This is a genomic window from Vannielia sp. (assembly GCF_029212645.1).
GTDB lineage: Bacteria > Pseudomonadota > Alphaproteobacteria > Rhodobacterales > Rhodobacteraceae > Vannielia.
Map to the genome: position 1 here is coordinate 1 of NZ_JARGND010000054.1, position 15,437 is coordinate 15,437.

15 protein-coding genes are annotated in these 15,437 nt (G+C 59.9%); all 15 read left to right on the forward strand.

The window, feature by feature from the left end; translation table 11 throughout:
- The first annotated feature begins 143 nt into the window (after positions 1-143).
- Positions 144-935, forward strand: coding sequence for an ABC transporter permease (locus tag P1U55_RS13865; RefSeq protein WP_301048215.1), 792 nt, complete (start codon positions 144-146; stop codon positions 933-935).
- A gap of 163 nt (positions 936-1,098) precedes the next feature.
- On the forward strand, positions 1,099-1,527 hold the full coding sequence (locus P1U55_RS13870; protein WP_301048227.1) for a hypothetical protein: 429 nt from the start codon (positions 1,099-1,101) through the stop codon (positions 1,525-1,527).
- A gap of 127 nt (positions 1,528-1,654) precedes the next feature.
- Positions 1,655-2,566: an ABC transporter substrate-binding protein gene (locus tag P1U55_RS13875; RefSeq protein WP_301048228.1), complete on the forward strand. Its 912-nt coding sequence runs from the start codon at positions 1,655-1,657 to the stop codon at positions 2,564-2,566.
- Positions 2,567-2,654: 88 nt separating this feature from the next.
- A complete protein-coding gene (locus P1U55_RS13880) occupies positions 2,655-3,404 on the forward strand; it encodes an ABC transporter permease (RefSeq protein WP_301048216.1) in 750 nt (249 codons plus the stop codon).
- The gene (locus P1U55_RS13885; protein ID WP_301048217.1) at positions 3,401-3,994 is read left to right on the forward strand and encodes an ABC transporter ATP-binding protein; all 594 of its coding nucleotides are present in this window, start codon (positions 3,401-3,403) and stop codon (positions 3,992-3,994) included. Before P1U55_RS13880 ends, P1U55_RS13885 begins: the two co-directional genes overlap by 4 nt.
- Before the next feature lie 648 nt (positions 3,995-4,642).
- Positions 4,643-5,497, forward strand: coding sequence for an SDR family oxidoreductase (locus tag P1U55_RS13890; RefSeq protein WP_301048218.1), 855 nt, complete (start codon positions 4,643-4,645; stop codon positions 5,495-5,497).
- Between the two features lie 38 nt (positions 5,498-5,535).
- Positions 5,536-6,342, forward strand: a complete 807-nt coding sequence (locus P1U55_RS13895) for an ABC transporter ATP-binding protein (protein WP_301048219.1) — start codon at positions 5,536-5,538, stop codon at positions 6,340-6,342.
- Complete coding sequence (locus P1U55_RS13900; protein ID WP_301048220.1) at positions 6,335-8,254, forward strand: AMP-binding protein; 1,920 nt, start codon at positions 6,335-6,337, stop codon at positions 8,252-8,254. Before P1U55_RS13895 ends, P1U55_RS13900 begins: the two co-directional genes overlap by 8 nt.
- Positions 8,255-9,142 (forward strand): branched-chain amino acid ABC transporter permease, encoded by an 888-nt coding sequence (locus P1U55_RS13905; protein WP_301048221.1) that lies wholly within the window; start codon positions 8,255-8,257, stop codon positions 9,140-9,142.
- Between the two features lie 3 nt (positions 9,143-9,145).
- Complete coding sequence (locus P1U55_RS13910) at positions 9,146-10,219, forward strand: branched-chain amino acid ABC transporter permease (protein ID WP_301048222.1); 1,074 nt, start codon at positions 9,146-9,148, stop codon at positions 10,217-10,219.
- A 12-nt stretch (positions 10,220-10,231) separates the two neighbouring features.
- Positions 10,232-11,044, forward strand: coding sequence for an ABC transporter ATP-binding protein (locus P1U55_RS13915; RefSeq protein ID WP_301048223.1), 813 nt, complete (start codon positions 10,232-10,234; stop codon positions 11,042-11,044).
- A 33-nt stretch (positions 11,045-11,077) separates the two neighbouring features.
- Entirely contained in the window at positions 11,078-12,316 is a 1,239-nt protein-coding gene (locus P1U55_RS13920; protein WP_366943062.1) for an ABC transporter substrate-binding protein, read from the forward strand.
- A gap of 97 nt (positions 12,317-12,413) precedes the next feature.
- Positions 12,414-13,664 (forward strand): ABC transporter substrate-binding protein, encoded by a 1,251-nt coding sequence (locus P1U55_RS13925; protein WP_301048224.1) that lies wholly within the window; start codon positions 12,414-12,416, stop codon positions 13,662-13,664.
- Positions 13,665-13,753: 89 nt separating this feature from the next.
- The gene (locus tag P1U55_RS13930) at positions 13,754-14,530 is read left to right on the forward strand and encodes an enoyl-CoA hydratase-related protein (protein WP_301048225.1); all 777 of its coding nucleotides are present in this window, start codon (positions 13,754-13,756) and stop codon (positions 14,528-14,530) included.
- Between the two features lie 10 nt (positions 14,531-14,540).
- The gene (locus tag P1U55_RS13935; RefSeq protein ID WP_301048226.1) at positions 14,541-15,323 is read left to right on the forward strand and encodes an enoyl-CoA hydratase-related protein; all 783 of its coding nucleotides are present in this window, start codon (positions 14,541-14,543) and stop codon (positions 15,321-15,323) included.
- The last annotated feature ends 114 nt before the right edge of the window (positions 15,324-15,437 follow it).

The window sequence follows — 15,437 nt, forward strand, 5'->3', positions numbered from 1 at the left end:
ACCCACCTGACCGACGAGGTGCGCGACAGCGATCACCTGCTGGTGCTGCATCAGGGCGAGATCCTTGCCAATGGGCGCTGCGGCGAGATCCGGGGTGATGCCGGGCTGTCTGACTGGTTTCTTGCCCAAACGGGTGCCACGGCATGAGCGCATGGCTCGGCGCCCTCAGGGCCATTGTGGGCCGCGAATTTTTGCGCTTTGTGCATCAACGCGAGCGTTTCCTTTCGGCACTGGTGCGCCCGCTGGTGTGGCTGCTGATCTTTGCGGCGGGCTTTCGCGCGGCGCTGGGCGTTTCGATCATCCCGCCCTACCAGACCTATATCACCTACGAGACCTATATCGTCCCCGGCCTCTGCGCGATGATCCTGTTGTTCAACGGGATGCAAAGCTCGCTTTCGCTGGTTTATGACCGTGAAATGGGCTCGATGCGCCTGTTGTTGACCAGCCCGCTGCCGCGCTGGTGGCTGCTGTTTTGCCGGCTCATCGGATCAAGCGCGATCTCGGTGCTACAGGTTTACGCGTTCCTCGCCATAGCCGCGCTCTTTGGCATCACGATGCCGGGCTGGGGCTATGTGGCGGTGCTGCCGGGGCTGATCTTGGGCGGGATCATGCTGGGGGCGCTGGGGCTGGTGCTTTCAAGCTTTGTGCGCCAGTTGGAAAATTTTGCCGGGGTGATGAACTTTGTGATCTTCCCGATGTTCTTCCTCTCTTCGGCGCTCTACCCGCTGTGGAAAATGCGCGAAAGCTCGGAATTGCTTTACTGGATCTGCGCCTACAACCCCTTCACCCAGGTCGTCGAGATGATCCGCTTCCTGCTCTACCTCGGCTTCAACCCAAGCGCCTTTGCCTGGGTGTTGGGGGTGGCGGTGGGGCTGAGTGCGCTGGCGGTTTGGGGCTATGACCCGGCGCGCGGGATGATGCGGCGCAAGGTTTAGCCCGCTGATCGCCAGCCTCGGCTGAAATGTGAGGGCATCGGCAGGCCCGTGGCAACCGCACGAAAGTAGCGGTTGTCGCAGCCGCCTTCTGCCGTGAGGCTGGTGGCAGGTTAAAGGAAAGACCGATGGGAGGAACATTGTGACCAAGTTCAAAACGCCATTTATGGCGGCTGCCGTGCTGGGCGCTGCCGTCTCCGCCCCGCTTGCGGCGGCTCCGCTCTGTGAAGATCTGGGCTTTGCGGGTTTGCTCGCCTCATGCAACCGGGGGGACGATATTGCGCTGACATTGGCCGCAGGTGTGCCGCTGGGCGAAGATGTAACGCTGGAATCGGGGGCTTATTATACGCTTGTCATCACCGCCGATGGCTCTGCCGAACTGGCCGTCACGGGGGCCGAATTTTTCCGCTCGATCTGGATGAATGAGATCGTGATCGACGATATCGAAATCCGCCCCATGGCGATCGACTCGATCGAATTTGATGAGGCGGGCACGGCGGAGCTTTCGTTTGTGGCGATCAAGCCCGGCACTCACAGCCTGCGCATTCCCGGCTCCACCGGCGAGACCCAGCAGATGAAGATCACCATCAAATAGCGCGTGGTCGGCGGGCATTGCCAGCCAGGCGCCAACACCGGCTTCGGGGAGGATACCCATGAACTTCATATCACTCGCAACGGCTGCCTGCGCGGCGGCATTGGCGCTTTTCTCCACCGGCCCGGCCATGGCGCAAGACCTGCCAACGATCCGGGTCGCCACGCTTGAAATCGGCACCGTCAACTGGGAGATGGCCACCATCACCCGGAACGGGCTGGACGAGAAGCACGGCTTCAAGCTCGCCATTCAGGGCTATGCAGACAATGGCGCAACCCGCGTGGCGGTAGAGGGCGGCGAGGCCGATATGGCGGTGGCCGATTGGATCTGGGTTGCCCGCCAGCGGGCGGCGGGGAAGGACTATGTGTTCATCCCCTATTCCAAGGCGGTTGGCGGGCTGGTGACCAGGGCCGATAGCGGTGTGAGTAGCCTCAAGGACCTTGCGGGCGGCAAGATCGGCATTGCCGGTGGCCCGCTTGATAAATCATGGCTGATCTTGCGCGCCTATGCGCAGCAGGAATACGGCATGGACCTCAAGGCCGAGACCGAGCAGGTGTTTGGCGCACCGCCGCTGATCTTCAAATCCGCGGCCGGGGGGGAGTTTCAGGGGGCGATCAACTTTTGGCACTTTCTGGCCAAGATGAAAGCCGCTGGCATGGTTGAGGTGATCTCGGTGGCCGAGGCGGGCAAGGCGCTGGGCCTCAACCCCGACACGCCGTTGCTGGGCTACTACCTGAAGGACAGCTTTTTGGCGGAGCACCCCGATCTGGCGCAGGCCTTCTATGAGGCCAGCCGCGAGGCCAAGGATATGCTGGCCAGCGATGATGCCGCCTGGGAGGCGATCCGCCCGATGATGCGCGCCAGGACCGATGCGCAATTTGCTCAGCTCAAGGCCGATTGGCTGGCCGGGATTCCGGCGCGCGGCGCGGTTGATCCGGGCGGGGTGCAGGCCATGCTGACCCTGATGAACGATCTTGGCGGCGCCGAGCTTGTGGGCAAGGCCTCCACCCTGCCCGATGGCCTGTTTGCCGATGTAAAGTGACCCCCTTGCCGCCAATCCCCTCCCTCCCCACCACGGCCTGGCCCGCGCTTGACCGCGCAGGCCGGGCGCGGGGAAGGGCGGCTGGGCGATGAGGTGGCTTCGCCCTGCGCCCGTGCTTTCAATCGCGGGGCTTCTGGCGCTTTGGGTTGTCGCCGCGTTGCTGACAGATGATGCGCAGATCCTGCCGCAGCCATGGTCACTGATCGCGCCATTTGCGCAGGAGTTCGCCTCGGGTGAGTTGCTGCGCAATCTGGGGGCCACGCTGGTGCGGGTGGTCTGGGCCTTTGCGCTGGCGATGGGCGTGGGCTTTGCGCTGGGCCTCGCGATGGGCCGCTCGGAGCGGCTGAACGATTGGCTCGATCCGTGGTTGGTGATCTTCCTCAACCTGCCTGCGCTGGTGCTGATCGTGCTGTGCTACCTGTGGATCGGCCTCAACGAAACCGCCGCGATCATTGCGGTGACGCTCAACAAGATCCCCAATGTGACCACCGTGATCCGCGAAGGGGCCCGCGCCCTTGACCCTGAGCTTGAGGCCATGGCCCGTGTTCACCGGATGAGCTGGCGGGCGCGGTTGCGGCATGTGACCCTGCCGCAGCTTGCGCCCTATATCACCGGGGCGGCGCGGGGGGGCGTGGCGGTGATCTGGAAGATCGTGCTGGTGGTAGAGTTCCTTGGCCGCTCCTCCGGGATTGGCTTCAAGATACACCTCTATTTTCAACTGTTCGATGTACGGATGGTGCTGGTTTACGCGCTCTCGTTCGTCATCGTGATGTTGCTGGTGGAATGGGCGCTGCTCCAGCCCTGGGAACGGCGGGTGCGGCGGTGGAGAACGGCGTGATCTCGATCGACATCCGTGAAAAACGCTTCGGCGATACACCGGTGCTGGGGCGCATCCGGTTTGATATTGGCGAGGGCGAGGCGGTGGCGCTGGTGGGGCCGTCTGGCGTGGGTAAATCCACGCTGCTGCGGATCGTGGCGGGCATCGATACCCGCTTTGAAGGCAACGTGCAGCGCCCCGAAGCGCTGGCCTTTGTGTTTCAGGAACCCACGTTGCTGCCGTGGCGCCACGCGCTTGACAATATCCTGCTGCCCAACCCCGGCCTGAGCCATGACGCCGCCCTTGCGGGGCTGGAGCGGGTGGGGCTGGCGGGCAAGGCGGATGTGTTCCCCGGCCAGCTTTCGCTTGGCCAACAGCGCCGCCTCGCCCTGGCCCGCGCCTTTGCCGGGCGCCCGGCGTTCCTGATCATGGACGAGCCTTTCGTGTCGCTCGACGGGGAAACAGCCGAGCAAATGCTCGCCCTCACCGAAGCGCTGATCGCCGAGCGCCGCCCCGCGACCCTGTTCGTGACCCACGACCGCGCCGAAGCCGACCGCCTTGGCGACCGCATTCTGGAACTCAAAGGGCAACCCGCAGAATTGCAGGGTTGAGGGAGGTGCAGAAGGTGACAGGCACCTTTGTGTGCTGCGGCAAACACAGGGGTTTTGGTGGTTGGGTTTGGCCGAACGGCAGGACGGCACTTATCAGGCAGTCCCGCAGTGGTGGCCGCGCCGCGCCGACCCGCTGACCGCTGCGGAACGGGGCCTGTGGAGCGGTGGAAAAATGCCAGCAGGGGTATTGCTGGCGCAACCCGCATTCAACCTTGGCAAAGTCACCCAAAAATGAAGGACTTGTACAGAAAGACAATGGACAAGACGGCCCGCTGACGTCAAGGATTTGACCCGGTGAACACCGCGCACAAAGGGAGGAGACTGGAGGCGCAGAGGGAAGGCAGCCAAGCATCTGGATGCGGATGCCGCCATCAAGACGGCCAAAGCGGCGCAGATTGCTTTTTGCGGATTCGGATATGGCGCGGAATGTCACGGCGAGAGGCCGGCAAGAGATGCGCTATTGAGCCGAATCGACCCGACAGCCGAGCAGATGCTCTTGTCGCGCGTGGCCGATAAAGCTATGGGGTTTCAGAGCTTTACCGGGTGAGCGTGACGCTCAAAAAACGCAGTCAAACATGCTTGATTAATTTTCTAACGGCCGTTAGATTGCGTTAATAACCCCGAATGGGGCAATAGGGAGGAGGCGTCATGAGTGAGGCGCAGTTTGGATCTTCGAGAGAGGACCTGAAAGCACGCTCGACCGTTTATGCACGCGATTTGTTCGCAGGCAAGACCGTTGTTGTAACCGGCTCAGGCGGCGGCTTGGGGCTGGCAATTGCGGCCCTTTTCGCCAGGCTTGGCGCCAATCTTGCGATCAATGGGCGCAACGAGGAAAAGCTGGCTTCGGCCAAGGAATTTCTTGAAAGTCTCGGGGCCAAGACCTTTGCCATGCCGATGACCATCCGGGACCCGGAGCAGGTTGAGGAATTTGTTGGCCGGGTAAACCAGGAATTCGGTTCGATTGACGTTTTGGTGAACAATGCGGGCGGCCAATTTCCACAGGCCGCGCTGGATTTTACCCCAAAGGGCTGGAATGCCGTCATTGATACCAATCTCAACGGCACCTGGTGGATGATGCAATCCACAGCGCGCCATTGGGTTGAGAACAAGCAGCCGGGCTCGATTGTAAATATCGTGGCCGACATTTGGCGCGGGATGCCCGGCATCGCGCATACCTGTGCGGCTCGGGCAGGGGTGATATACCTGTCCAAATCGGTGGCCGTGGAATGGGCACCCAATGAGATCCGCGTGAATTGCGTGGCACCGGGCTGTTGCGAAAGCAACGGGTTCGGGAACTATCCGGAGGAGGGCTCGGCCACCTTTCAGGACTCCAACCCCATGCGGCACGCTGGGGATGAATGGGATGTCGCGGAAGGCGTTGTTTACATGGCGGCCAACTCGGGGAAATTTGTAACCGGCGAAGTTCTGAACATAGACGGTGGGCAACAGATGTGGGGCGATCCCTGGCCAACAGGGCGACCGGATTATTTTCGCATTTCCTGACACCAGCGACGAACCTAAGGGGGGGAAACAGGATTCAGATGACGACGAATAGAAAAACAGAAACCGGCGACGGTGACGGTGCAATACTGGAGTGCAGGGGGATTGAGCGGCGGTTTGGCGGCATTGTTGCTGTCACCGGCGTTGATCTTGTCATTCAACCGCAAGAGATCTTTGGCCTCGTGGGGCCAAACGGCAGCGGCAAGACAACGCTGACCAACGCGATCACCGGGTTTTACCCGCCAAATGAAGGGACTGTCCGGCTGGCGGGCAGGGACATCACGGGCACAGCGCCTCACAAGGTTGCAAAGCTCGGGGTTGCCCGGACGTTCCAGAACCTGGCCCTGTTCAACGGGATGAGCGTTCTGGATAACATCCTGCTCGGGCGCCACATCCACATGAACCCGGGCGTCATCCGCACGGCGCTTTATTGGTGGGCGGCACAGCGCGAAGAGATCGAAAACCGTAAAATCGTTGAGGAGGTGATCGAGTTTCTACAGCTTGAGAGCATCCGCCACGAGCTGGTGGACGGTCTTCCGATCGGGCTGAAAAAGCGGGTTGAGCTTGCGCGCGCGCTGGTCGCAGAGCCGGAAATGCTGATCCTTGACGAGCCGATGGCAGGCATGAACCAGGAAGAGAAAGGGTACATGTCCCGCTTCATTCTGGACGCGCGGGCCGAACGCGGTGTCAGCGTCCTGCTGATCGAGCACCATATGGATGTGATCATCGGCATTTGCGACCGGATGCTGGCGCTGAACTATGGCGAAATGATCGCCAGTGGCATCCCGAGAGAAGTTGTAAAGGACCCAAGGGTCATCGAGGCATATGTTGGAGGGTCGCATGGCTGAAGGGGTAACATTGCAAAATGCCGCCAGTGAGACGATCGGGACTTTGCTGGCGCGCAATGCGTCAAGCCACGGATCGAGTATCGCGATGCGCGAGAAAGAGCGCGGAATCTGGAAAGAGAGCACCTGGTCCGATTACGTTGAAGAGATCCTGGCCTGCGCGGCCGGTCTTGAGAAAATCGGTGTAAAGCGGGGCAAGGCTGTGCTCATCCTGGGCGATAACCGGGCGCGGCTATACCAGGGCATGCTGGCGATTTCGCTGCTTGGGGCCTACGCGATGCCGGCCTATCCGGGCGCGACGCTTGAAGAGCTTCAGCATTTCCTTGGGGAAGCCGAAATCGTTGCGGCGATCGCGGAAGATCAGGAGCAGGTCGACAAGATCCTTGAAGTGCGTGATGCGGGCGCGAGCGGCATCGAACATGTCATCTACGATGAAACGCGCGGTCTTGGATTTTATGAAGACGATGGTCTGATGTCCTGGGATCATCTGATTGAGGTTGGCAAGCACGATCTCAACGAGGACCCGGACCGCCGCAAGGAGCTTCTGCACAGAGCGAAGCCCGACGATCCGGCGATCTTCATGCATTCGTCAGGAACAACCGGCAAGCCGAAAGGCATTGTTCTGAGCCAGAAGAATGTTCTGGCCGCAGCCAGAAATGGCCATGCAGCCGGAGCCTACGAGGAAGAGGAAGAAATCCTTGCCTATCTGCCTATGGCCTGGGTCGGGGATTATGCCATCACGGTTGCAGCGGCGCTGATGTACCGGTTCACCGTGAACGTGCCGGAGCGGCAGGAAACGGTTGTGCGGGACATGCGCGAAATCGCACCGACCTTCTATCTGGCGGCTCCCAGAAGCTGGGACCAGATGTTGACGACGATCCAGGTCGGGATGGAGGATTCCACCCGCTTGAAGAAGTGGCTGTACCATTTCTTCATGGACCGGGCCACGGCAGCCGAAACCCGCAAGCTGAACGGCGAGACCGGCGGCATGTTGGAGCCTTTGGGCAGGCTGTTGGGCGAGGCGCTCGTTTTTGGTCCGATCAAGGACCAGTTCGGGATGAGCCGCCTGAAAAATGCCTTCACCGGCGGCGAGGCGATTGGCGAAGATACCTTTGTCTTTTACCGCGCCCTCGGGATCAAGCTGCGCCAGTTCTACGGGCAGACCGAGATCAGCGCGATCAGTGCGATGCAGGCCCCGAACGAAGTGCGCCTGCACACTGTTGGCACACCCGCGCCGGGTGTTGATGTCAAGATCGACGACAGCGGCGAGATTCTGTTGCGCTCGGACAGCGTTTTTGCCGGCTATTACAACAAGCCGGAAGAAAGCGCCGAAGCCCTCGAAGACGGGTGGCTGCGGACTGGCGACGCCGGTTATCTTGAGGAAAACGGGCATCTCGTGGTTCTGGGGCGTGTCTCCGAGGTCATGTATACGGCCGGGGGCGAACGCTACGTTCCGAACTATATCGAGAACCGCCTGAAGTTCAGCCCGTACATCAAGGATGCGGCAGTTCTTGGCGCCGGTCTGGATGAGCTGACGGCAATGGTCTGCGTGGATTTCGAAGCGGTGGGTCACTGGGCCGAAGTGAACGGTGTGCCATACGTGTCTTATGCCGATCTGTCGCAGCGGGACGAAGTCTCGACACTGCTGCACGAGGCATTCCAGCGGGTGAACAAGGTTGTCACCGAGCCGTTGCGTCTGCAACGCTTTGTCAGCCTGCCCAAGGAATTCGACCCGGATGACGGTGAGATCACGCGGACCCGAAAACTGCGTCGTAAAGTCGTTCAGGAACGCTATGACGATGTCATCGCGGCGCTCTACGACGGTTCAAAAGAGGTTCATGTAAGCGCGCAGGTGACTTACGAAACCGGGGAAGTAGGGAAGGTCGAAAAAAGTCTTCCCATCAGGGAGGTATAAATGGACTTGGTCTTTCTAGCAGAGCTTGCGATCAACGGTGCCTTGACGGGTCTTCTGTATTCGCTTTTCGCCATCGGCCTCGTGCTGATTTACAAGGCTTCTTCTGTGCCCAATCTGGCACAGGGCGGGCTGACAATGGTTGGCGCGTATGTGGTCGTAGCGCTGGCGAGTGATGTGGGCCTGCCGCTGTGGCTGGCTATCCCGCTTGGCGCGGTCTTCATGTTCGCCTTGGGTTTTGGCATCGAGCGCGTTGCGCTGCGCCGTCTTGCAGGCCGCCCGGTCGTCATGATCCTGATGCTGACGCTGGGCCTCGACATTTTCCTGCGGGGCGTAACTCTTGCAATCTGGGGCGGTACGTCACGGTCGATGGACCTGGGGGTCAGCTATGAACCGCTGTTCCTCGGCGATATCTTCATCAGCCGGATCCATCTGGTCGGTGCCGGGGTGGCGATTGGTCTCTTTGTCGCCTTCATGATCTTTTTCCGCAGCCGGAGTGGCATCAAATTGCGGGCGATTGCCGATGATTACATGGCGTCCTGGTCGGTTGGGATTTCGGTTGAACGCGGCGTCGGGTTGTCCTGGGCGCTGGCGTCGGTCGTCGCCGTGGCCGCTGGGGTCATCTGGGGTGAAATCCAGGGTGTTGACCAAGCGTTGTCGCTGTTGCTTCTCAAGGGTCTGACGGTCGCCGTTCTGGGTGGTCTGGACAGTATTCTGGGGGCAGTGGTCGCCGGGATTATTCTGGGAATCATCGAAAACGTGGGCTCCGACTTCCTTGATCCACTTGTCGGGGGCGGAAGCCGTGAGCTTATCGTCGCTGCCGTCCTCATTCTTACGGTCATGATCCGTCCGCACGGGCTGTTTGGTCGTCACGACATCGAAAGGGTATAAGGAATGTTTTATAGACTTTCCGGTGTTCACCACGCCAACTACGTTTCTGACAGCCGCATCTTCAAGGTGCCTGCTGACCGGAACCTGACGGCGTTTATCTTCCTGATCGGGCTTGCGGCGCCATTCATCATGCCGTCGCTCTACCTAAACAGCTACATGCTGCCCTGGCTGATCTGGACGGCAGCAGCGCTTGGGCTGAACCTGGTAACGGGTTGGGCCGGCCAGCTTCACCTGGGTTATGCCGCGGTTATGGCCGTTGGCGCCTACTCCGCGATCCACGCCGCGCGGTTCGGGGTGCCTTGGGAGTTTGCCCTGATCATCGGTGGGCTGGCCTCGTCGGTGATCGGCAGCTTGTTCGCCTTTGCCGCGCTGCGGGTGAAGGGCCTCTATCTGGCGCTCACCACCCTCGCGATGCAATTCGTGATGGACTGGGTGCTGACCCACTCGCCAGCGATTTCGGGCGGCTCGCACGCATCGCTTCAATCGCCAACACTGGCGCTGCTTGGCCAGGATATCACCTCTGACACCGGCTATTACTACGTTGCCTTTGGCTGGTGTGTGTTGGTGACAATCTTCATGCTGAACCTGAAACGCACCGGGCTGGGGCGTGCCCTTGTGGCCGTGCGGGAAAAAGACTTTGCCGCCGCCATCCTTGGTGTGAACAGTTTCTACTACAAGATTCTGGCCTTCGCGACCTCGTCCTTTATCGCGGGCGTCAGCGGTGCGCTGCTTGTTGCAACGTTCTTCTTCCTGGCTGCGCCTGAGCAGTTCTCGGTGAACGTTTCGATCCAGGTACTTGCGATGGTGATTGTTGGCGGTCTTGGCAGCATTATCGGATCCTATTTCGGCGTTGCCTTGATCTTGCTTGTGCCGGGTCTGGTGAACGGAATTGTCGCCGGAGGCAGCGAGGCGCTTGGCATGCAGATCAATGTTGAAACCCTCGCCCATATCCCGAACGCGGTCTATGGCGCGCTGATCGTCATTGTTCTTCTGATCGAACCGCTGGGGCTGGGTAAGCTCTACGGCAACATCAGGGACTATCTGATGGTCTGGCCCTTCGATCAGCTCAGAAAGTAAAGAGGAATGCCGATGCAAGAAAAGGTCGAAGTCCAGCCCATTTTGTCAATGAACAGCGTCGAGGTGCTGTATGACAACGTGATGATGGCGATCAAGGGTGTTTCGGTTCAGGTCCCAAAGGGCGAGATGATCGCGCTTCTGGGATCGAACGGAGCCGGGAAAAGCACCACGCTGAAAGCGATCAGCGGCTTGTTGAAAGCCGAGCGCGGCCGCGTCAGCCGGGGTGAAATCAAGTTCGAGGGCACCGACATCACCGGGATGCTTGCCCAGAACCGGGTGGAGATGGGGATTTGTCACGTCATCGAAGGGCGACGTGTCTTTGAACATCTCACCCCGGACGAAAACCTGACAGCCGCCGCCCCGAAGGGCATGTCCCGTTCGGTTCTGAATGCGGAAAAGGAGAAGATATACAACTATTTTCCCCGGCTTGCCGAGCGGCGCAATTCGCTCGCGGGTTATCTGTCGGGGGGTGAGCAACAGATGCTGGCCATCGGCCGCGCGCTGGTGACCCAGCCGAGCCTGCTGATGCTCGATGAGCCAAGCCTTGGGCTTGCGCCATTCCTGGTGGCCGAGATCTTCGGCATCCTTCAAAAGATCAACCAGGAAGAGGGTATGTCGGTTCTTCTGGTGGAGCAGAACGCTTTGGCCGCGCTGGAAATCGTTTCAGAAGGATATCTGATCGAAAACGGCCGCGTCGTCATGAACGGCACCGCCGAAGCCCTCAAATCCAACTCAGACATTCAGGAATTCTATCTAGGAGGTGGCGAAGGCACGGATTTCCATAACGTCAAACACTATAGCCGGCGCAAACGTTGGCTGAGTTGAGGGTCCAAACAGGCGTTGTTCAGGGAGGAAAAGATGAAACGACTTACCAAGGCGTTGGCCGCATTTACGATGATGGGCGGTCTCGTTACCGGCACGCAGGCTCTGGCCGAGCCATTCAAAGTGGGGGTCTGTTACGACCTTAGCAAGGCATATACTTTTGCCACGCCACAGGTTTCGCAGGCCGCGATGGATCTGGCCAAGCTGGTGAACATGAAGGGTGGGATCGGCGGCGAGCCGGTGGAGGTCATCGTTCGTGATCACGGCAACGAACCGCAGCGCGGGATCGAATGCTATTCCAAGCTCAGCCGCGAGGGGGTCTTTGTTTTTGATACCCTGTCCACGCCGGTGTCCCTGGCGATCCTGCCGCGGGCAATGGAAGACGGGCGCATCCTGATGCAATCGCTCGTTGGCCGTGGCGATGCGGTGGATGGCACGGTTTTTGACTGGGTTTATCCGATAGGACCAACCTATTGGGGCCAGGCCGCCAACGATGTTGCCTATATCAAGCAGCTGCATGATGGCGATATGTCCGACGTGAAGGTTGGCTTTGTCTATTTCGATTATCCCTTCGGCCAGGAGCCGATCGAAATTCTCGAAACCCTGTCCGAGAAAGAGGGCTTTCAACTTGATCTCTATCCGGTGCCGCTGCCCGGCAGCGATCAGGCTGGTGTGTGGTCCAAGGTGCGCCGCGACAAGCCCGATCATCTGATCGTCTGGATGCTGGGCGGGGCGCATGTGGTGGCCTCCAAAGAGATGCAGCGAAATCGGATCCCGATGGACAAGTACATCTCGGTCAACTGGCTCAACGAGGTCGATATCGCCAATATCGGTAACGAGGCGGCGATCGGTCTGAAGCGCGGCACCAATGTGGTGGGCGGTCCGGATGTGGCTCTGCGCCAGGAGATCCTGGCCGAGCTCTACGACAAGGGCGAAGGCTCCGGCCCGTTGGGGAAAACAGAGGACGTTTTCTACAACACCGGGCTGGCGATGTATTCGATCGTGTTCGAGGCGGCGCGCAGAGCGGCAGAGACCGATGGCCTTCCGATCACGGCCGACTCTTACAAGGCGGCTCTGGAGACGCTGGAAGACTATGACGCCAACGGGCTGATGGCACCGATTACGGTGACAGCAGAGGATCACGGCGGCGGCGGCAAGACCCGCATCGAGATGTGGGACGGCGAAACCTGGGTGCCGCAAACCGACTGGATCGCGGAATACAGCGATGTCGTTTGGGATGTGGTCAAGGAAAGTTCGTCGAAGTACCAGCAATAACAAAATGTTAACAAAAGGGTCGGTGTCCAGGGGGCGACGGATGCACGCCCAAACAACGATAAAGCCGCCCCACACCTTATAAACGGGAGAAACAAAGATGAAATTCAAACAACACCTAAAGGCGGTGGCTCTCACCGCGGCATTGGCGACCAGCGCGACAATGGCATCCGCGCAGGACGAGGAGCCGATCCGCTTCGGCCTCTGCTTTGACCTCAGCAAGTCATACACCTTCGTGACGCCCCAAATCGCTCAGGCCGCGCAAGACCTCGCGATGTACACCAACGAAAACGGCGGCATCGAAGGACATCCGGTCGAGATCATCGTTCGCGACCACGGCAACGAACCCCAGCGCGGCGTGGAATGCTACGAGCAACTCAAGCGGGATGGGGTGTTTATTTTCAACTTCCTGTCCACGCCGGTTTCAAACGCGGCTCTTCCGCGCGCGATGAAGGATGGCAACATCCTGATGCAATCCTTCGTTGGCCGCGGCGACGCGGTGGATGGCGAAGTGTTTGAATGGGTTTTCCCTGTTGGCCCGACCTACTGGCAGCAGGCTGCCAACGCGGTTTCCTTCATCAAGGACCAGCTCGGCGGCGATCTGAGCAGCGGCAAGATCGGTTTCATCTACCTCGACTATCCTTTCGGTCAGGAGCCGATCGAAATTCTGAAGACCCTGTCCGAGAAAGAGGGTTTCGAGCTGGAGCTGTATCCTGTCGCCCTTCCCGGGTCGGACCAGTCCAGCGCATGGAGCAAGATCCGCCGCGACAAGCCTGACTATGTGATCAGCTGGCTGCTGGCCGGTGGCCACGTGGTTGCTTCCAAGGAAATGCGTCGTAACCGCTTCCCGATTGACCGCTACCTGACATCGAACTGGCTGAACGAGGTTGATATCGTCAACATCGGCGCGGAAGAGGCAAAAGGCATTCTTCGCGGGACCAACGTGGCCGGCGGCCAGGACGTCCCAATCGTGAAAACGATGCTGGAAACCTACTATGCCAATGGCAAGGGCTCCGGCCCCGAGAGCCTGGTGCATGACGTGTACTACAACACTGGTATGGCGATCTATTCCGCCGGGTTTGAAGCCGCGCGCATGGCGATCCAGGAAAACGGTTGGCCGCTGACTCCGGAAGCCATGAAGACGGCCTATGAGGGGCTTTCGGGATACGATGCCAATGGCCTGATGGCCCCTGTGACCGTGACATCCGAAGATCACGGTGGTGGCGGCAAGACCCGCGTTGAACAGTGGGACGGCGAAACCTGGGTTCCGCTGACCGACTGGAGCGCCGAGTACCTCGACGTTGTTTGGGGCGTGATCAAGGAAAGCTCTGAGAAGTTCATCGTCGAATAAACATGATTTTTCCCCGCGGCTTTCGGGTCGCGGGGAAGACCTTAAAGAACTCAATCCGCAATATTTCCGATCCAGACGAGGCATGAACCATGAGCCCTATCGAAGTGACGATTGAAGACGGCATCGCGACCGTTTGCATCAACCGACCTGAGCGCAAGAACGCGCTGTCCGTTGCCGCAACCAATGGGCTGACGGACGCCTGGGAAAAGATCGAGGCGGATGACAGCGTTCGAGTGGCCATCTTGACCTCTGCTGACTGCGGGGTGTTCTGTGCCGGGCTGGATCTCAAGGAAGCTACCCAGATCGCGCGGGACGAAGGCATAGATATCCTGACCAAGATGCGCGATCCGTTTCACGAGGTCATGCGCGACTGCAAGAAGCCGATCATCGCGGCGATGACCGGGTCCCTGATGGCGGGCGGCATGATGCTGACGCTGAACTGCGATCTGCGGGTCGGACTCAAGGGCACCAAGGCCGGTATCACCGAGGTGAAGATCGGGCGCGGATCGCCCTGGGCAGCCCCGGCGCTGTCGATGCTGCCGCAACCGATCCTTATGGAGATTGTCCTCACCGGCGATCTGATGGAGATCGAGCGCCTGCATGATTTCGGGTTCACCAACTATCTTGAAGACACACCTGATGCCGTGCGCGCACGGGCCCACGAATTGGCGACGCGGATCGCCAGTGGCGCGCCGTTGTCGGTGATCGCGGCAAAGGGCGGTGTGCGCGCAACCATGGATCTCGGCTGCGCAGGCGGTCTGGAAGAAAGCAAGCGCCAGCACGAAATCGTCTATGCCAGCAATGACGCGATTGAAGGCCCCAAGGCCTTCGCCGAAAAGCGTAGCCCGGTCTGGACCGGAACCTGAGGAGATCGCAATGCCCGCACTTATTCGCTTGGACAGGCAAGGCCCCGTCGGCATATTGCGCTTCCTGCTGCCCGAAAAGCGCAACCCCTACAGCACGGCGTTCGTAGAGGAGCTGGTGGCGCGGCTGGATGAGGCCGATCGGGACGATACGATCCGGGCCGTGGTTATGACCGGGGGCGAGCACTTCAGCAGTGGCGGCGATCTCGTCGGGTTTCAGAGCGAAATCGCAAAAGGGGCCAGGGCCACCGCCGAGATGGTCGAGAAGGTTCACGATGGCGGGCGGGCAGCCTACCTCTTCCGCAAACCGCTGATTTCCGCTGTCTGCGGGGTCGCTTTCGGTGCAGGGCTCAGCCTTGCGCTGTCTGCTGATGTTGTTGTGGCGGCCGAAGATGCCCGGCTGTGCGAGGTTTTTGCGCGGGTCGGTGGCTGTCCTGACACCGGGTCGAGCTGGCTTCTTCAGCAGCGCGCCGGTGCCGGGATTGCGCGGATGCTCGTGCTCACAGGCCGTGAGATCGACGGGCGCAGCGCCAGAGAGCTGAACGTTGTGGAAGAATGCGTTCCCGCCGCACAGGTCGAGGACCGCGCGCTCGAGATCGCCCGCGAAATTGCCCAGCATCCTATGTATGGCGTAGAGGTCGCAAAGCGGGTGATGCGCGCCACGGCGGAGTGCAGCTATCTGGAAGCGCTGGACATTGAGCGCGATTCCCAAAGCGTTCTGTTGTGCGCCCATGATTTTCCCGAGGCCATGAAAGCGTTCTCGGAAAAGCGAAAGCCCGAATTCAAGGACCGTTAATGGTCGAAACACCATAAAGAAATCAAGGAGATCGCAGTATGAAGGTGCTTGTGCCTATCAAACGGGTGATTGATTATAACGTGAAAGCGCGTGTGAAAGCGGATGGGTCTGGGG